Genomic DNA, 17,609 nt, shown 5'->3' on the forward strand with positions numbered 1-17,609 from the left:
TTTCTATGCGCGCCTGTCAGTGCGCTTTCAGGCCCAGCGCGCCAGCACCTCGGGCAGTTGCGACAGGTTGTGGATCTCGGCATCCGGCAGTCGATCCGCATCCCAGGCCTTGCCCTGCGGGTTGTACCAGATGGCGCGCATGCCAGCCTGCTGGGCGCCTGCGATATCGTCCCTGGGGTGGTCGCCGACATGCACCGCCGAGCCGGCATCGACCCTTGCGCGGCGTAGCGCCTCCACGAACGGCGCCGGGTCAGGCTTGCCGATGCCCAGGTCCTCGGCGCACAGCGCGAAGGCAAAGTAGTCTGCCAGTCCTAAACGACGCACATCGGCATTGCCATTGGTAATCACGCCCAGCGTGAAGGTCTTGGCAAGAATTTCCAGCATCGGCTGCACCTCAGGGAAAATCTGCACCTGATGGCGGCCATGCAGGAAGACCTCAAAGCCCCGGTCGGCCAGGTCCTGTGCCACGTCAGGGTCGTAACCGGCATCTTCGAGTGCATGGAACAGCACGCGGCGGCGCAAGGCGCTGATGCGGTGCTTGAAGGACGGGTCTTCAGCCACGAGACGCGAGCGGATTTCCCACAGGTGCTCGACAGGAACCGCCCCCAGCCTGGGCGCGTGTTCGCCCAGCCAGTCACGCAATGTGACCTCGGCACCGGCAATGGCAGGAGCGGTGTCCCAGAGCGTGTCGTCAAGATCAAACGTCACCAGCTTAATCATCTGCAGCTCCTTTACGTTTGGCTCGGGGATGGGCGCTGTCATAAACAGTAGCCAAATGCTGGAAATCCAGGTGCGTGTATATCTGCGTGGTCTTGATATCCGCATGACCCAGCAATTCCTGCACGGCGCGCAAGTCCTGTGACGATTCGAGCAGATGGCTGGCGAAGGAGTGACGCAGCATGTGCGGGTGCAGATTCTGCCCCAGCTCTCGCTCACCGGCCGCCTTGAGTCGCACCTGAATCGCGCGCGGGCCCAGGCGCCTGCCTTGCAGGCTGACAAATACTGCATCGTCCTGCGGATTGGTCAGGGCGCGTAACGGCAACCAGACTTCCAGTGCCTGACGCGCCTTGCTGCCCACAGGCAATACGCGGGTCTTGCTGCCCTTCCCCAGCACCTGCACCAGACCGTCGCGCAGGTCCAGTTGATCGAGGTTCAGGCCAGTCAGTTCGGACAATCGCAACCCTGATGAGTAAAGCAGCTCCAGAATGGCCTGATCGCGGTGCGCCAGAAAATCATCTTCAACGCCGCCGTCCAGCAATTGTGCGGTGCGGTCGATGTCCAGGGTCTTGGGCAGACGCCGCTCGCCCTTGGGCGGTGACAGGCCGTTTGCCGGGTCGTGCTGGCAGATGCCTTCGCGATTGAGGTACTTGTAGAAGCCGCGCACCGCCGACAGCATCCGCGCCAGGCTGCGCGAGGACTGGCCCTGCTGGTGCTGGCGGGCAGTGAAGCTGCGCAGGTGCTGGATATCCAGGTCACTCCAGCTCGACAACCGGGCCTTCTGGCAATACGCCAGAACCTTGCCCAGATCGCGCCGGTAGGCTTCCAGCGTGTGAGGCGACACCTGGCGCTCACTGCGCAGGTGCATGCAGTAGGCGTCCAGATGCTGTTCCATGGCTAGCGAACCGAGCGTAATGAGTGGGCGAAGCGCGGCAGCAGGCGGCTCAGCACGTCGGCGATATAGCTGAGAAACAGGGTGCCGACCGAGCTTTTGTAATGCTGCGGATCGCGGCTGCCGATGGCCAGCACGCCATGCAGGCCCAGATGATTGAGGCTGGCGATGGCGGTCGAACCGACTTCCTTGCCCTGCTCTGCACCAAACAGAAACGCCAGTTCATGCTCACGCAGGGCGCCGCAGATGATCTTCTCGCCAATCAGGCCGCCGATGGCTTTCTGTGCTTCGGCACCGCTGACCCAGCGCCCCACGGGCATCGGGCTGTCGCTGAACAGGATCAGGCTGACAAAGGGCACCTGAAAGTCCTGACGCAGGCTGTCTTCAACGGCGATGACCAGCTCGTCCAGGCTGGTCGCATCCATCAGCGCGAGGTTCAGGCGTCGGGTCTTCTCGAACAGGCGGTCGTTGTCCCGTGCGACGTCCATCAATTGCGACAGGCGATGGCGCATTTCGATATTGCGCTCGCGCAGCAGCTTGAGCTGACGTTCGACCAGCGAAACGGTGTCGCCACGCTGGTGCGGGATGCGCATCGACACCAGCAGCTCGTCGTGCTCGGCGAAGAAGTCCGGGTGCTCGAGCAGGAAGGCGATGACCGCCTCTGCTTCAAGGTCTGGCGCTGCGCTATCGACAGGCGATTCGCAGGGGGTGCCTGTTGAAGCGGGAGGTTGATCGGTCATGGTACTTACTCACTCAAAGACGAACTTGGCCTTCATAAACCCTGACTGCGGGGCCGGTCATCATGACAGAATGTCCCGGCCCAGCCCATTCGATGGACAGGCGCCCTCCGGGCAGGTCGATCAGCAGTGGCGAATCCATCCAGCCCTGACTGATGGCAGCGACAGCCGCCGCACAGGCACCGGTTCCACACGCCTGGGTTTCCCCGGCGCCGCGTTCCCAGACACGCAACTGCGCCCGCTGACGGTCCACAACGTGGAGAAAGCCGACGTTGACCCGGGCCGGAAAGCGCGGATGATGCTCGATCTTCGGCCCCAGCTCATGCACCGGTGCGTTATTGATGTCATCGACCCGCAGCACGGCATGCGGATTGCCCATGGACACAGCCGCCATTTCGATACTCTGTCCGTCGACGTCAACGGTGTAACAGGTGGCCTGCTCCGCTGCTTCGAAAGGTATCTCTTCAGGGACAAACCTTGGCGGTCCCATGTCGACGCTGATCTGCCCGTCGCTGCGGATATCCAGTTCGATGATGCCGCTCTTGGTCTCGACGCGGATCTGCTTCTTGGCCGTCAGACGCTTGTCGAGTACAAAACGGGCAAAGCAGCGCGCGCCGTTGCCGCATTGTTCGACTTCGGAGCCGTCTGAATTGAAGATTCGATAGCGAAAGTCCACATCCGGATTGTTCGGCGCCTCGACCAGCAAAAGCTGATCGAAACCGATACCGGTGTTGCGGTCGCCCCATTGTTTGGCGTGCTTGGGCAAGATATGCGCGTGCTGACTCACAAGGTCAAGGACCATGAAGTCGTTACCCAGCCCGTGCATCTTGGTAAAACGCAGCAGCATGGGGATTACTCCGGCAGCAGGCTTTCGCCAGCGAACAGCTCGGCCACGGTTTCGCGACGACGCACTTCAAAAGCCTGGGAACCGTCGACCAGCACCTCAGCGGCACGGCCACGGGTGTTGTAGTTCGAGCTCATGACGAAGCCATAGGCGCCGGCTGAATGAACGGCCAGCAGATCGCCCTCGGCCAGCGCCAGCTCGCGACCCTTGGCGAGGAAATCGCCGGTCTCGCAGATCGGCCCGACGATGTCGTACGCACGAGGTTCGCTGTCACGCGGACGCACCGCCGTGACATCCATCCAGGCCTGATACAGGGCAGGCCGGATCAGATCGTTCATCGCCGCATCGACGATGGCAAAATCCTTGTGCTCGGTGTGCTTGAGGTATTCGACACGAGTCAGCAGCGCGCCCGCGTTGGCGACGATAAAGCGGCCCGGCTCGAACAGCAGCCCCAGGTCGCGACCGGCCAGTCGCTCACGCACGGCCTTGATGTAGTCGGCCGCCAGCGGAGGTTCTTCGTCGCGATAACGTACGCCAAGGCCGCCACCCAGATCGATGTGGTGCAGATGAATGCCGCAGTCGCCCAGACGATCGACCAGGTCCAGCAGACGATCCAGTGCATCGATGAACGGTTCGAGCGTGGTCAGTTGCGAGCCTATATGGCAGTCGACCCCGATCACTTCGAGGTTCGGCAGTTGCGAAGCGCGAATGTACACGTCTTCAGCCGCTGCAATGGCGATGCCGAACTTGTTTTCCTTGAGGCCCGTGGAGATGTAAGGGTGAGTGCCCGCATCCACGTCCGGATTGACCCGCAGCGATATCGGCGCACGAACGTTGAGTTCAGCGGCCACTTCCTGCAGGCGCTCCAGCTCGTCGGTGGATTCGACGTTGAAGCAATGCACGCCGACTTCAAGGGCGCGACGCATGTCTTCGCGGGTCTTGCCGACACCGGAAAAGACGATCTTTTCGGCTTTGCCACCTGCCGCCAGCACACGCTCCAGCTCGCCGCGCGAGACGATGTCGAAACCGGCGCCGAGGCGCGCCAGGACATTGAGCACGCCCAGGTTGGAGTTGGCTTTGACGGCGAAGCAGACCATGTGCGGCATGCCGCTCAGCGCGTCGGCGTAGGCACGGTATTGCGCTTCGATGTGAGCGCGCGAGTAGACATAGGTCGGCGTGCCGAAGCGCTCGGCAATGGCAGACAATGCTACCCCTTCCGCGAACAGCTCACCGTCGCGGTAGTTGAAGGCGTCCATTGGAGTCCCTTAAAGGTGCTTGTGCGATTGCGATTTGGCTTGTTCGTCCGGGGTCTTGGTGTCATCCGGCAGATACAGCGGGCCTTTCTGGCCACAGGCTGTAACAAGACAAGCGACCGCGACAAGCGCAGCAAGCGAAGAGATCAGGCGCTTCATGGCGAAATCCTTTGTAAAAGCATTAATTGCGCCCGAGTATACCGACCACCCGGCACCTTGCCTATGCGAGCGGCGTCCCGTCTGGCGGGCCTTTGGCGTGAAAGCCGCAGCAGAGCGGCGGTTGATCGGATTAATACGATCGTGTGTTGCCAATGATGAGTAAGCTTTGCATTTGCCTGCCTGCGTCCGTATCTTGCCCCTCTGCGCTATTTGCAGACACTTATCGAGGTTCCCGCAATGAGTTTGACCGAAGCCCGTTTTCACGACCTCGTCGATGCGACGCAGCAGGTGCTGGAAGATGTTTTCGACGAGAGCGGCCTGGATGTCGATCTGGAAAACTCGGCCGGCGTCCTCACCGTCAAGTTCGAAAACGGCTCGCAACTGATCTTCAGTCGTCAGGAGCCGCTTCGTCAGCTGTGGCTGGCAGCCCGCTCCGGCGGTTTCCATTTCGATTATGACGAAGAGAACAGCCGTTGGGCATGCGACACCAGTGATGAGCTGCTCAGCGAAATGCTTGCGCGCATCACCCTTGAGCAAGCCGGCGTCGAACTGGATTTCGACGAGATCTGATCGTGAGCCAGTCCCCCGTTCGACCGCCCAAGCCGCTTTTCAGCAACGTCAGCCCGGCAGTAGCCTCTCCGTGTATCAGCCTGTGTCGGCTCGATGAGCAGAAGGTTTGCCTGGGGTGCTTCCGTCATGTCGAAGACATCCGCGAATGGCGCTCGGCCGATGACGACCGCCGCCGCCAGATTCGCCATGAGGCCGATCAGCGTCGAGCCCGCGCCGAGGTTGATCAGGCCGCAGGCTGAAACCGCGTCGGGTTGTGTATTTATTGCGCTGTGTTAGTGTCAGGCCATGCCTCTGCAGATCAGGAGGCTCGTCAAACCCCGCCAATTGGTGGGGTTTTGTTTTATCAGGGAGAATAAAGGAGTCTGCCCAGACCATGACCACAGCACCTTCGATCATCCTCACCCGACTCGATGTACAGCGTCTTGAGAGCTTTATCGCCAGCCAGGACGAAGACACGCCGGGTATCCAGGCGTTGCAGGCCGAACTGGACCGCGCCGACCAGGTGGTTGGCCACGATGAAGTGCCTGCGGGCGTTGTGACCATGAATTCGCGTGTGCATTGCCGCGAAGAAGTCAGCGGCAAGGACTACCACCTCAAGCTGGTTTATCCACAGGATGCGGGCGCGGACGGCACCGTCTCGGTCCTGGCGCCAATGGGCTCGGCGCTGCTGGGCCTGCAAATCGGCCAACACATCGACTGGCCTGCACCGGGCGGCAAGACCCTGAAACTGACCTTGCTGGCAGTGGAGTATCAGCCGGAAGCGGCGGGCGAGTACGAGTAATCGAAGGCGCCGCATCCGCAGAGTGCGTCCGCATCCAGGATGCGGACGCAGAGCGTGCGGAACGATAGGCGCGCGCGGAAGGACAAGCGTACGTCAGGCCTGATCCATCGCCTCGTTCAGCAGCTTTTCCAGTTCGGCCTTGTGGCGCAGGAAGAGGATGCTTTGCCCGTGCTTGCCGTCCAGCAGACCGGACAGGTCCAGGTCGGTGATGTAACAGCGATAGCGCTGGGGCTCCAGGCGTTTGCCGAGGATTTGCTGCGCGACGGCGGCGTACAGTCGATCGCCGTATTCCAGTTCTGAAAACTCGCTGTTGTCGCAGTACAGGGTGGCGTTCAGTTGCCCTGGCGAGGTTTCCTCGATGATTGCCTGCACGTCGTAAAACGCCTTGTCCACTGCAATCGGCACCAGTCGATGTTCGACACGTCGTGCAGGCCCTGCACCGGAGGGCAGCATCTGATAGTAAAGGGTTTCCAGCGTAACCGGCGCGGACGGATCATCCAGCGGCAATGAAGCGCCGCGGCGATAAACCAGCGCGTTTAGAAAGCGCTGCAGCGGCACCAGCAGGCTTTGTTCATCGTGATACGGCAGACGCTGGTGCCAGAGCGAATTGTGTTCGTCGAGTACATACAGGTCAGCATCCGGCTCGTTGACCCGGTAGAACACCTGAATGCACTCCGGCTGACCCAGCGGCAGGATCAGGGACAGATCGTGATCATCGAGTGCCTGCGGGTCCAAGTGCAACGGGCTGTAGGACGACAGTTCCTCACCCAGGTACTTGAACAGACCCGGCAGGCTGTTGACCACCACATGTCCGATCTGACCCGGCTTCATCTCCAGCACGTGATACTGCTGCTGCACCTGAATCAGGTAACGGTGATTGAGCCGCCTCTCCAGTAACAAACGCGCCGTGCCGATCAGTTCTTCAACACGCTGGGCAATCGCGGGCGCGCGGTTGTGGCAGAAGCAGCGCACGTGAATCTGCGGCTGCTTACCACTCTGCGGCAGGCTGCCGAGCAGTTCGCTCATGCAGTCGAGCAGGGCGTGCGGGCCGTCGTAGCGGCTGACCAGGGTTTCGTTCCAGGTATTGAGGGTGATCTGGTCCAGCGTCAGCACCAGATTTTCCCGGACACCCGCATAACTGAGCGAGTCGGTGCGCTCGGTGGTCATCAGAATATTCAGGTCGCGGTGATGCCTGAGCGGATCGACGCCGACATTGATCAACAGCAGGATCTCACTGGGCGTGCTGGGCATCAGCAACGCCTCATCGCTGACCTCGGGCAGTGGCAGTTGAATGCTCTGCTGCAAGGCGCCCATCAGGTTGAACAGCTCGAACTCGCTCAGGTCACTGGCGCCCGGGTGCAATGCCACGCGGGTGGTGCTGTCGATCACGGTATTGCGGTGGCACCAGGTCAGCAGGTCAAGCAATTCACGGCTGCGTTTGATGGGTGAGAAATTCGGCCACTCATGAATGCCCAGATTGCCGTTGAACAAGGCCCACTGATGCTTGCCGGGCTCGCGCTTGTCGGGGGAATGCACCAGCGTCAGCGTATCTTCGGCAAGGTCAGGGGCGATGCCCGGGTTGATGAACTCGACCTTGCCCGCCTTGCGCTCAAAAGCCGCATAAAGGCGCCGCCCCAGAATGGTCAGGTCGCGGGCGTTGAGCGCATCGGCAGTGCTTTGCGTTTTGGCGAATCGGCTCTGAAAGCGGTAGCTGTAATTCAACTCGTTGACCAGTGCGCGGCGCTCGCCGGCCACCTGGCGGACTTTCCACTGGCTGCGGCTGTCGAGCAGCGCCAGTTGTCGCTCGTCCCAACCCCACTCCGTCGTCAGGCGTTCCAGCAGTTGACGCTGCCAACCGACGTTGCGCAGGCGGGTCGACCCGGTGAGCTTCTTGTTGACCTTCAGGTACAGGCTGCGCCGCACCAACTCCAGGCGTTCCGGCTCGTTGCGTGCCTGCAGGTGCTCCTCGATACGTCGGTACACGACCACGTAAGGGTCCAGCTCATCCGGGTCCAGTTGATTGGCGAACACCGCTTGCTTGAAACGCAGGCTCAGGCACTGCACGCGAGGATGCTCGCTGGAATAGACCTCGATCAACAGCAGCTTGAGCACAGACTTGTAGGGCGACTCGATGCCTTTGAACAACTGCCACAATCCGGCACCGATGAACTCGGCCGGAGGAATGTGCGACATCGGACCGAGATCGAGCACCTCGCTGGCGCGGATGAAGCGCTTGCTCAGCAGGGTATGGGTGTAATCCTCGTAATTCTGCTCCTCATAGACCGGCACCAGCCACCACATCGGGGTGCGCCCGGCGAGCCAGATCGCCGTGCGATAAAACTCGTCGAGCAACAGGTAATGCTGAGTAGTCCCGCAATCGTCCGAGCTGAGCTGCGAATCGCGCTCGCCACTCTTGAAACGCTGTGGGTCGATCAGAAAGAAATGCGCCTCTGCGCCCATCGTCGCAGCCCAGGCTTCAAGTGCCTGGCATTTCTTGCGCAGTTCGGCGATAGCCTCCGGGTCCAGCTCGCTGTCGTGGCAGACCCAGACATCCATATCGCTTTGTTCAGCCTGAGCCAGTGTGCCGAGGCTGCCCATCAGAAACAGGCCATGAATCGGCTGGGGCGGGTTGCCGTGCCGGGCCTTGTAGGAAAAGGAGCGTGTCAGCCGCTGCGCCTCGGCCAAGGCCAGCGTGTCCGGCTCGTAATGCGAAACGCCAGCAGGCGTGCTGCCGGAAACATAACCAGGCAACAGCGGATGATTGACGTGAAAGAACAGCGGCAGCAGGGTCAGAACGCTCTGCTGGCGAGTCGACATACCTTCCAGCGCACGCGCGTATCGCCCGTCGTTGAGCGACAGGAAACGGTTACGCAGCTGGCTGAGAACCTTGCGGTCGATGCCCTCATCCAGGTCGGGGCGAATTTCAGGATTACGCGTCATCACAACTCAAGGCATCTGGCCTGTGCAGGCGTGGAATTACCGAGAAAGATGGCGGAGAAGGTTTGCAGCCGAGGGAAGCGGATTCGGTCGGATGGTTATTCTGGCGCCAACGTCCTGTATCGACTGGCGCTCGAATAAGTGAAGGGCCTGCCACGCTTTTTTGTGCGCAGGCCCTGCGCCTGTCAGGCAGCTTGTTTAGAGACGTTGAGGATGGTCAGCAATGATTGGGCATGCTGAGCGGCCTCGAGCCCGAGGCTGGTCAGATAACCGCCATCGACCTGGGTCGTCAGCCCTTTATCGAAGAGTCTTTGTGCTGCTGCGACGGCCGTGGGTGCCGCTACATGGTGGACTTTGAGGCCTTCCTGGGTGTTTCCCAGATTGAACAGTGCAAGGATTTCCAGTTCGGCAACCAACTCAGGGGTATACGACATAGGTACTCCAGACTTTTTGTAGTAGTACGACCTCACCGGCTGGTGGGTGTGCTCTGGAATCGACGTGTCCGATCTGCGCTCGTCGGTTCTGGATGACCGTTAAAGCCGGTTTGGCGTGTGGCCCCGGAGGATCAAGCGGCAGCGGGGCATTTGCAGTGTAGTCAGCGCCTGAAGTGTTTGCAGCATATATCTTGCTGGCATGCTCGGACCGCAGGATTACTTTTCCGGCGGCAGGTCGGGCAGGGCGCGCAGCGCTGCTTCATACCATTGAGTGTCGAACGGACGGTCCTGCTCCAGCAAGGCATCGATCTCGATAGCCAGCACGTGGGCCATCATCTCCAGAATATCCTCACGCTCATAGTTCACCAGGGTCAGCATGTTGAAGACCGCTCTGGCTGCAGGCGGATTACCGGCTTCGATCTGGTTTTCGATGGCTTCGATCAGGGTCGAGGCAGCAAAGTCTTCTTCGTCATTATCGATGTCGTCGGTCATGGTCAATCCTCAGGTAAGGCAGGCAGTCTAACCGGCGACCTGAAAACAACAAACCCCGGAGGTCCGGGGTTTGTCAGTACATTGGCGAAGATCAGTCCGCTGTCGGCTGGCCCATCGGTACAGGCTCTTTGCTGCGCCAGTGCGGCAGGGATTCCCAGTAGCGTTCGCCCTTGGCATCGTCGTACATGCCTTCCCAGCGCGAAATGACCAGCACTGCCAGGGCATTGCCGATCACGTTCAAGGCGGTACGCGCCATGTCCATGATCCGGTCGACACCGGCGATGAATGCCAGGCCTTCCAGTGGAATACCGGCACTGCCCAGGGTCGCCAGCAGCACGACGAAGGAAACGCCTGGCACACCCGCGATGCCTTTGGAGGTGACCATCAGGGTCAGTACCAGCATCAACTGCGCGCCAATCGACAGGTCGATGCCGTACAACTGAGCGATGAAGATCGCTGCGATGCTCTGATAGAGCGTCGAGCCGTCGAGGTTGAACGAGTAGCCCGTAGGCACCACGAAGCTGCAGATCGCCTTCGGCGCGCCATACGCTTCCATCTTCTGGATCACGCGTGGCAGCACGGTTTCGGAGCTGGCGGTGGAGTAGGACAGAATCAGCTCGTCCTTGAAGATGCGCATCAGCTTGATGACCGAAAAGCCGAATGCACGAGCGATCAACCCCAGCACCACAAAGGCGAAGAAGGCGATGGCCACATAAACCAGAATCACTAGCTTGGCGAGCGGCAACAGGGAGGCGAAGCCGAAGTTGGCGACAGTCACCGCAATCAGGGCAAACACGCCGATCGGCGCGTAGTTCATGATCATGTGAGTGACCTTGAACATGGTTTCCGAGACACCCTGAAACAGTTTCACCAGCGGCTCACGGACCTCGGCCTGCAGGCTGGAAAGCCCCAAACCGAACAGCACTGAGAAGAAGATGATCGGCAGCATCTCGCCACGCGCCATGGCAGCGAAGATGTTGGACGGGATCAGATTGAGAATGGTCGCGATAAATGCGTGATCGTGCTGAACCTCGGCCGTAGTCTGCTGATACTTGGAGATATCAACGGTGCCCAGGGTGCTCATGTCGATGCCGGTGCCCGGATGGAACACGTTAGCCAGCACCAGGCCCACCAGAATCGCGATAGTGGTGACGACTTCGAAATAGAGGATGGTCTTGAGACCGATACGCCCCAACTTCTTGGCATCGCCCACGCCCGCGATGCCGACGATCAGCGAGGCAACAACGATAGGGATAACGATCATCTTGATCAGACGAATGAAGATATCGCCTGCGGGCTGCAGGATGTTGGTGATCCACCAGGCCTTTTCTGCGCTGAAATGATTGAGTAACGCCCCAACAGCGATACCCAGTACCAGTCCGATCAGAATCTGCCAGGCCAGACTCAGCTTTGCCTTCTTCATATTATTACCCTTGTTCAAAGTGGCTTGGGCACGTCCAAAACCAATGCGCCGAGCTGCTTTTTCACAGCAGTTTCGGGGCAGAAGCTCCCTTTGGAAATGTCCCGAGAAGGTCACCGCAGACGAGCATCCCAGCTCTGTAGCAGGCGAAAAAAGTCGCAACTATTCCCATGGCGCGCGTATACGTCTAATGCCGTAAACGACTACCTCATGCATGATCGGCATACAAATACGGGAGAAATGTGTTGATTTATGTCACGCGGGAGGATGGCTATTCGGCGCGAAGCTGGCTATTACGTCGCCTTAAGCTGAACAGGGGGATACGGATACAAAGACGCGATACAAAGACCCGGACTCGACTACCAGGCCTATTTACCTGATGTACGGTAGCTGAGAGCCCAGGCCAGTCTGTCCGCAGACAGAACGCCGGCCCGAGCAATCTGAACGGGTGCGGGACCCGTCAGCCCTTACCTTTGGTACGGGTCATGTGCGGGCCGCTGTTTTTCTCGAGGTACTCGATGATCATCCCGGCCACGTCCTTGCTGGTGGTCACTTCAATGCCTTCCAGGCCAGGCGAGGAGTTGACCTCCATCACCAGAGGGCCGTGATTGGAACGCAGGATATCCACACCCGCCACGCTCAGCCCCATGACCTTGGCTGCACGCAACGCGGTCATGCGCTCTTCAGGCGTGATCTTGATCAGGCTGGCGCTGCCACCGCGGTGCAGGTTGGAGCGAAACTCGCCCGGTTTGGCCTGACGCTTCATCGAGGCAATGACCTTGTCACCGACCACGAAGCAGCGAATGTCGGCGCCGCCCGCTTCCTTGATGTACTCCTGAACCATGATGTCCTGCTTGAGGCCCATGAAGGCTTCGATCACCGATTCGGCCGCCGTGGCCGTTTCGCACAGCACCACGCCGATCCCCTGAGTGCCTTCAAGCACCTTGATGACCAGCGGCGCGCCATTGACCATCTGGATCAGGTCGGGAATGTCGTCGGGCGAGTGAGCGAAACCGGTGACCGGCAAGCCGATCCCCCGGCGTGACAGGAGTTGCAACGAGCGCAGCTTGTCCCGCGAACGGGCAATGGCGACCGATTCATTGAGCGGAAACACGCCCATCATTTCAAACTGACGCAACACCGCACAGCCATAGAAAGTCACCGAAGCACCGATGCGCGGGATAACCGCATCGAAGCCCTCCAGAGGTTTGCCGCGGTAGTGGATCTGCGGCTTGTGGCTGGCGATGTTCATATAGGCGCGCAGGGTGTCGATCACCACCATCTCATGGCCACGCTCGATGCCAGCTTCGACCAGACGACGGGTGGAATACAGACGCGGATTACGCGAAAGCACAGCGATCTTCATGCAACACCTGAGGAAGTAGAGGCCGGGAACACCGGCTTGTCTTGTACGTAAGTTATGCCCGGATTGACCACCAGCTGGCCGTCGATCAGAGCCTTGGAACCCAGCAGCAGTCGATAACGCATCGACTTGCGGCAGGCCAGTGTGAATTCCACCGGCCAGATACGATCACCCAGCGCCAGCGTGGTGCGAATGACATAACGCACCTGCGCCTGACCGTTGGAGCTTTTAATGGTTTTCATGGCAACCAGTTGCGCCTCGCAGCGACGATGGCGCAACTGCACCACCGTGCCAAGATGCGCGTTGAAGCGCACCCATTTCTGGCCATCGCGTTCAAAAGGTTCGATTTCCGTGGCATGCAGACTCGACGTGCTCGCACCGGTATCGATTTTTGCCCGCAGGCCTGCCACCCCCAGATCGGGGAGCGCCACCCACTCGCGCAGGCCGATGACTGTCAGATGATCGAATGTCTTCAATGTGATTCCGTACTTCTCAAGACTTCTGCCAGGCCTCGGGACTTATCCGGGCCAGGGCTTTGAATGCAGGTTTTGCGAACAGATAACCCTGCATCAGGGAAATGCCGCAGTCGGCGAGAAAGTCCCGCTCCTCCACCTGCTCTATACCTTCGGCAATCAGCTTAATCCCCAAGTCCGAACACATTGTGACAACCCCACGAACAATGGACTGACGCGCGCGATTGCGGTGAATGTCGCGGATCAGGTTCATGTCGAGCTTTATCAGGTCGGGTTGGAAATCCGCGAGCAGCGTCAGCCCGGAATACCCGGCCCCGAAATCATCGATGGCGGTCATGAAGCCGAACTCGCGATACTCGCGCAGAATGTTGCTCAAATGACCGTTGTTGTTCACATGTTCGCTTTCGATGGTTTCGAAAATCAAACGCTCGATAGGGAAGTTGTGTTGCCTGGCGGCCTCCAGCGTACTGCGGATGCACAGCTCGGGACGATACACGGCGTTGGGCAAGAAGTTGATCGAGAGACGCTCGGTCATGCCCAGTTTCGCGGCACCAGCAATGGCGGTGGTGCGACAGCTTTGATCGAATCGATAGCGGTTCTGGTCGGTGACCTGACTCAGGACTGACATTGCGCCCTCGCCATTAGGCCCGCGAACCAGCGCCTCATGAGCGAAAATCGACTGGTCGTGAAGGTTCACGATCGGCTGATAGGCGTAGTCAAACGAGAAATCCAGCTCTGGACTGCCAGTGCATCCAGCACACCCTTTTCTAGGGGCGGTCAACGAAGTTGGAAAATCTGTCACGTCGCGCTCCATTTAGGTGTGGGGCAATAAAAAGATGAATAGCTGTTTTTGACAAGCACATATCGGTTACTTCATGTTCATGGCGGCGCAGAAAAAGGGGGCGAGCGTGTGCCGTCGCTTTGTTTATCTGGCCTGGTAAAGTTCAGACTGTCACATTGATGAGGAATTCAAATGGCGCAAAAGCCAGAAGAAGACGATAAGGTCCGCCTGGATAAATGGCTCTGGGCCGCGCGCTTTTTCAAAACACGTGCGCTGGCCAAAGCGGCTATCGAAAGCGGCAAGGTGCACTGTCGCGGCGAACGTTGCAAGCCCGGCAAGGAGCCGCGTATCGGTGACGAGTTTCAGATTCGCATGGGCTTCGACGACCGCACGGTGGTGGTCGAGGCATTATCCATCGTTCGGCGTGGCGCGCCGGAGGCTCAAACGCTGTATCACGAGACGCCCGAGAGCATCGCCAGACGCGAGAACGCGGCGGCTCAGCGCAAGGCCGGCAACCTGGGTGTAACCACCGACGGAAAGCCGACCAAGAAGCAACGCCGGGAGCTTTTCGGTTTCCGCGCCAGCCAGAGCAACGACTGAAACACTGCACCGGGCAGCTCCGGCTATCAGTCCGAAGTGCCATCCAGCTTGGAAGCGCACCGGATAGCTCCTAAAATGCCGGTCAATCCGCATGGCCCACGGCGCTTTCGAGTGCCGGACGGCGTTTGCTCAGCCGCGTGCCATCCATTGTCATTACTTCAGATACCTTTCCTACCTATGCATGATTTCCCGGACATCGATTTCACCCAGCGCTTCATCTTCGACGAAAGCGACGTTCGCGGAGAACTGGTCGCTCTGGAGCGCAGTTACGCCGAAGTGCTCGCCAAGCATCCCTATCCGGAGCCGGTCGCGCAGTTGCTCGGCGAACTGATGGCGGCGGCTGCGCTGCTCGTCGGCACCCTCAAATTCGACGGCCTGTTGATCCTGCAGGCTCGCTCCAGCGGCGCAGTGCCATTGCTGATGGTCGAGTGCTCCAGCGAGCGTGAGTTGCGTGGCATCGCTCGCTACGACGAATCGCTGATCAACCCCGGCGCGGGTCTTCAGGACATGATGCCTGACGGATCGCTGGCGCTGACCGTCGACCCGCGCCAGGGCCAGCGTTATCAGGGCATCGTGGCGCTGGACGGGGTCGACTTGTCGGAAAGCCTCTCCAACTACTTCGTGATGTCCGAGCAGCTGGGTTCGCGTTTCTGGCTCAAGGCTGACAGTCACCGTGCGCGTGGCTTGCTGCTGCAACAATTGCCTGCCGCGCAGATCACCGACGCTGAAGAGCGTGATGCCAACTGGGAGCATGTCATCACCCTGGCCAACACCCTCACGGCCGAAGAAATGCTGAGTCTGGATAACCAGACCATCCTGCATCGCCTGTTTCACGAAGACCCGGTTCGCCTGTTCGATATTCAACCGATCTGCTTCCGTTGCAGTTGCTCTCGCGAACGATCTGCCAATGCGCTGGTCAGTCTCGGGCTGGAGGACGCGCAGCAATTGGTTATCGAGCACAACGGTACGATCGAGATCGACTGCCAGTTCTGCAACGAACGCTATCTGTTCGATGCCACTGACGTCGCGCAGCTGTTTGCTGGCGGCGGTGTCGATTCGCCATCTGACACGCGCCATTAATCATCGCGTAAAGGGCCTCAGAATACGGTGTGGGCCCCTGTAATGCTGTTCTGACAGGAGGGTCCTACCATTTCCGGGCATTTCTGGCATAATCCGGCCCACTTTTACGCTGTAGTAGTGGTTGTTTTTTTACTACAAAACCGTTTGGAGCACTCGGCCACAGGCCGACGGGGAACCTCATGACGCAAACCAACAACGCTGTGTACACCGATCTGAGCACCGACGAACTGGTCAAGGAAGCCCTTGCCCGCAAAGAAGGCGTACTTTCCGATACTGGCGCACTGGTTGTGGAGACAGGCCATCGTACTGGCCGTTCGCCGGTCGATCGTTTCATCGTTGAAGAGCCGAGCACTCAGGACGCCATCGCCTGGGGCCCGATCAACCGCAAGTTCCCGGCCGAGAAATTCGACGCCCTGTGGAACCGTGTCGGTGCGTACCTCGCCGAGCGCGAGCGCTTCGTTTCCCATGTTCATGTAGGCTCCGATCCTGCGCACTACCTGCCCGTCAAGATGACCACCGAGACTGCGTGGCACAATCTGTTCGGCCGTTGCCTGTTCATCAACCCTGAACAGTACAACCCGGCTGGCAAGGACGAGTGGGAAATCCAGAACGCGCCATGGTTCGTTTGCGACCCTGAGCGTGACGGCACCAACTCCGACGGCACCGTGATCATCAACTTCGCAGCCCGCAAGGTGCTGATCGCAGGCATGCGTTATGCCGGCGAAATGAAGAAAGCCATGTTCTCGGTGCAGAACTTCCTGCTCCCGGCTTCCGACGTTCTGCCGATGCACTGCGCAGCCAACATGGGCGAAGAGGGCGATGTAACCCTGTTCTTCGGCCTGTCTGGCACCGGCAAAACCACCCTGTCCGCCGACGAAAGCCGTTACCTGATCGGTGACGACGAACACGGCTGGGGCGAAGGCGTGGTGTTCAACATCGAAGGCGGTTGCTATGCCAAGTGCATCGACCTGTCCGAGAAGAACGAGCCGGTCATCTGGAAAGCCATCCAGCACGGCGCGGTACTGGAAAACGTCGTACTCGACCCGGTTACCAAAAAAGCCGATTACGCCGACAGCAGCCTGACCCAGAACAGCCGTGCGGCCTACCCGCGCGAACTGATCGAAAAACGCGCACCGAAAAACCTCGGTGGCGAGCCGAACGCCGTTATCTTCCTGACCTGCGACCTGACCGGCGTACTGCCGCCTGTGTCGATCCTCAGCGAAGAACAGGCCGCCTACCACTTCCTGTCGGGTTACACCGCACTGGTCGGCTCGACTGAAATGGGTTCGGGTTCGGGCATCAAGTCCACCTTCTCCACCTGCTTCGGCGCACCGTTCTTCCCGCGTCCGGCTGGCGAATACGCAGAACTGCTGATCAAGCGCATCCGTGGCTTCAAATCCAAGGTCTACCTGGTCAACACCGGCTGGACCGGCGGCGGCTACGGCGTCGGCAAGCGCTTCAACATCCCGACCACCCGTGGCGTGATCGCAGCGATCCAGAGCGGCGCACTGATCGGTGCCGAAACCGAGCACCTCGACACCATCAACCTCGACGTACCGAAATCGGTACCCGGCGTCGATACCGGCCTGCTCAACCCACGTAACACCTGGGCTGACAAAGCCGCCTACGACGAAGCAGCAAAAGCACTGGCTGGCCTGTTCGTGGAGAACTTCAAGAAGTTCGACGTGAGCGACGCCATCAAGGCTGCGGGTCCGAAGTTGTAAGAAGCTTTAATTAGCCTCTTTAAAAAACCGCCTTCATCAGGCGGTTTTTTTTTGGTCCTGGAATTGAGTACTTGATGTAGGCCCTTTCAGATTGCGAACCGACGATTGAATAGCGTCCGCACAACCTGCGTGGAAATGTCAGCGTTGGCATCTGTCATTTATTATCTTGCCTATGTGTGTGGCCCGGTTTTATTACAATATTCTTTACCAGAGCATTGAATTTTTTACTGTGGTAGAGATCAAGGCACTTCAATAAATCAAACTTTACGCCCTTTACTTCAGACCCAGCCAGAGGGCTTGTATAGTCTCTGGCTAAATACTTATCAATGAGCGCTTCCACTGCATCAGGGCT

Annotated in this window: 20 protein-coding genes; 6 read left to right on the forward strand and 14 right to left on the reverse strand. The window is 59.3% G+C overall.

Annotated elements, in window-relative coordinates:
- Positions 1-27 precede the first annotated feature (27 nt).
- From ACW55A_RS23800 to lptM, 6 genes are read right to left on the reverse strand one after another with little or no spacing between them, the layout of a single operon-like run.
- On the reverse strand, positions 28-720 hold the full coding sequence (locus ACW55A_RS23800; RefSeq protein WP_151342441.1) for an HAD family hydrolase: 693 nt from the start codon (positions 718-720) through the stop codon (positions 28-30).
- Positions 713-1,612 carry a tyrosine recombinase XerC gene (xerC, locus tag ACW55A_RS23805; RefSeq protein WP_498811667.1) on the reverse strand — a complete coding sequence of 300 codons (900 nt, stop codon included), beginning with the start codon at positions 1,610-1,612 and terminating at the stop codon, positions 713-715. Before xerC ends, ACW55A_RS23800 begins: the two co-directional genes overlap by 8 nt.
- Positions 1,613-1,614: 2 nt before the next feature.
- Positions 1,615-2,349: a DUF484 family protein gene (locus ACW55A_RS23810; protein WP_003367552.1), complete on the reverse strand. Its 735-nt coding sequence runs from the start codon at positions 2,347-2,349 to the stop codon at positions 1,615-1,617.
- A gap of 13 nt (positions 2,350-2,362) precedes the next feature.
- Positions 2,363-3,193 carry a diaminopimelate epimerase gene (gene dapF / locus ACW55A_RS23815; protein WP_499140650.1) on the reverse strand — a complete coding sequence of 277 codons (831 nt, stop codon included), beginning with the start codon at positions 3,191-3,193 and terminating at the stop codon, positions 2,363-2,365.
- 5 nt (positions 3,194-3,198) lie between these two features.
- On the reverse strand, positions 3,199-4,446 hold the full coding sequence (gene lysA / locus ACW55A_RS23820) for a diaminopimelate decarboxylase (protein WP_003425829.1): 1,248 nt from the start codon (positions 4,444-4,446) through the stop codon (positions 3,199-3,201).
- A 9-nt stretch (positions 4,447-4,455) separates the two neighbouring features.
- Complete coding sequence (gene lptM / locus ACW55A_RS23825) at positions 4,456-4,602, reverse strand: LPS translocon maturation chaperone LptM (RefSeq protein ID WP_002555817.1); 147 nt, start codon at positions 4,600-4,602, stop codon at positions 4,456-4,458.
- Between the two features lie 237 nt (positions 4,603-4,839).
- Here lptM and cyaY point away from each other — a divergent pair, with 237 nt between their 5' ends.
- The 3 genes from cyaY to rnk all read left to right on the forward strand — a co-directional run bounded on the left by cyaY (position 4,840) and on the right by rnk (position 5,953).
- Complete coding sequence (cyaY, locus tag ACW55A_RS23830; protein ID WP_002555818.1) at positions 4,840-5,172, forward strand: iron donor protein CyaY; 333 nt, start codon at positions 4,840-4,842, stop codon at positions 5,170-5,172.
- Between the two features lie 2 nt (positions 5,173-5,174).
- Positions 5,175-5,411 carry a DUF1289 domain-containing protein gene (locus ACW55A_RS23835; protein ID WP_003318094.1) on the forward strand — a complete coding sequence of 79 codons (237 nt, stop codon included), beginning with the start codon at positions 5,175-5,177 and terminating at the stop codon, positions 5,409-5,411.
- A gap of 134 nt (positions 5,412-5,545) precedes the next feature.
- On the forward strand, positions 5,546-5,953 hold the full coding sequence (gene rnk / locus ACW55A_RS23840; protein ID WP_003367560.1) for a nucleoside diphosphate kinase regulator: 408 nt from the start codon (positions 5,546-5,548) through the stop codon (positions 5,951-5,953).
- A 93-nt stretch (positions 5,954-6,046) separates the two neighbouring features.
- Here the strand turns inward: rnk and ACW55A_RS23845 are convergent, their stop codons facing one another.
- From ACW55A_RS23845 to rimA, 7 genes are all read right to left on the reverse strand, one after another.
- Positions 6,047-8,893: a class I adenylate cyclase gene (locus ACW55A_RS23845; RefSeq protein WP_058416108.1), complete on the reverse strand. Its 2,847-nt coding sequence runs from the start codon at positions 8,891-8,893 to the stop codon at positions 6,047-6,049.
- A 182-nt stretch (positions 8,894-9,075) separates the two neighbouring features.
- Complete coding sequence (locus tag ACW55A_RS23850) at positions 9,076-9,324, reverse strand: TIGR02647 family protein (RefSeq protein ID WP_003367562.1); 249 nt, start codon at positions 9,322-9,324, stop codon at positions 9,076-9,078.
- 216 nt (positions 9,325-9,540) lie between these two features.
- Positions 9,541-9,816: a hypothetical protein gene (locus tag ACW55A_RS23855; RefSeq protein ID WP_003344493.1), complete on the reverse strand. Its 276-nt coding sequence runs from the start codon at positions 9,814-9,816 to the stop codon at positions 9,541-9,543.
- A gap of 91 nt (positions 9,817-9,907) precedes the next feature.
- On the reverse strand, positions 9,908-11,239 hold the full coding sequence (gene gltP, locus ACW55A_RS23860; protein ID WP_003367565.1) for a glutamate/aspartate:proton symporter GltP: 1,332 nt from the start codon (positions 11,237-11,239) through the stop codon (positions 9,908-9,910).
- A 457-nt stretch (positions 11,240-11,696) separates the two neighbouring features.
- Positions 11,697-12,602, reverse strand: coding sequence for a 30S ribosomal protein S6--L-glutamate ligase (rimK, locus tag ACW55A_RS23865; protein WP_003318100.1), 906 nt, complete (start codon positions 12,600-12,602; stop codon positions 11,697-11,699).
- Entirely contained in the window at positions 12,599-13,075 is a 477-nt protein-coding gene (gene rimB / locus ACW55A_RS23870; protein WP_003367567.1) for a retropepsin-like aspartic endopeptidase RimB, read from the reverse strand. Before rimB ends, rimK begins: the two co-directional genes overlap by 4 nt.
- Positions 13,076-13,091: 16 nt before the next feature.
- Positions 13,092-13,886, reverse strand: coding sequence for a S6 modification regulatory phosphodiesterase RimA (gene rimA, locus ACW55A_RS23875; RefSeq protein ID WP_165441100.1), 795 nt, complete (start codon positions 13,884-13,886; stop codon positions 13,092-13,094).
- Between the two features lie 159 nt (positions 13,887-14,045).
- Between rimA and ACW55A_RS23880 the strand changes: the two genes are divergently transcribed.
- From ACW55A_RS23880 to ACW55A_RS23890, 3 genes are all read left to right on the forward strand, one after another.
- Positions 14,046-14,453 (forward strand): RNA-binding S4 domain-containing protein, encoded by a 408-nt coding sequence (locus ACW55A_RS23880; RefSeq protein WP_044310511.1) that lies wholly within the window; start codon positions 14,046-14,048, stop codon positions 14,451-14,453.
- A gap of 177 nt (positions 14,454-14,630) precedes the next feature.
- Positions 14,631-15,533, forward strand: a complete 903-nt coding sequence (gene hslO / locus ACW55A_RS23885; protein WP_003367572.1) for an Hsp33 family molecular chaperone HslO — start codon at positions 14,631-14,633, stop codon at positions 15,531-15,533.
- 179 nt (positions 15,534-15,712) lie between these two features.
- Positions 15,713-17,257, forward strand: a complete 1,545-nt coding sequence (locus ACW55A_RS23890) for a phosphoenolpyruvate carboxykinase (RefSeq protein WP_003367573.1) — start codon at positions 15,713-15,715, stop codon at positions 17,255-17,257.
- Positions 17,258-17,411: 154 nt separating this feature from the next.
- Here the strand turns inward: ACW55A_RS23890 and ACW55A_RS23895 are convergent, their stop codons facing one another.
- Positions 17,412-17,597: a T6SS amidase immunity protein Tai4 family protein gene (locus ACW55A_RS23895; RefSeq protein ID WP_096106108.1), complete on the reverse strand. Its 186-nt coding sequence runs from the start codon at positions 17,595-17,597 to the stop codon at positions 17,412-17,414.
- Positions 17,598-17,609: the final 12 nt, after the last annotated feature.

It is taken from the genome of Plantibacter cousiniae (nom. nud.) (assembly GCF_977070315.1).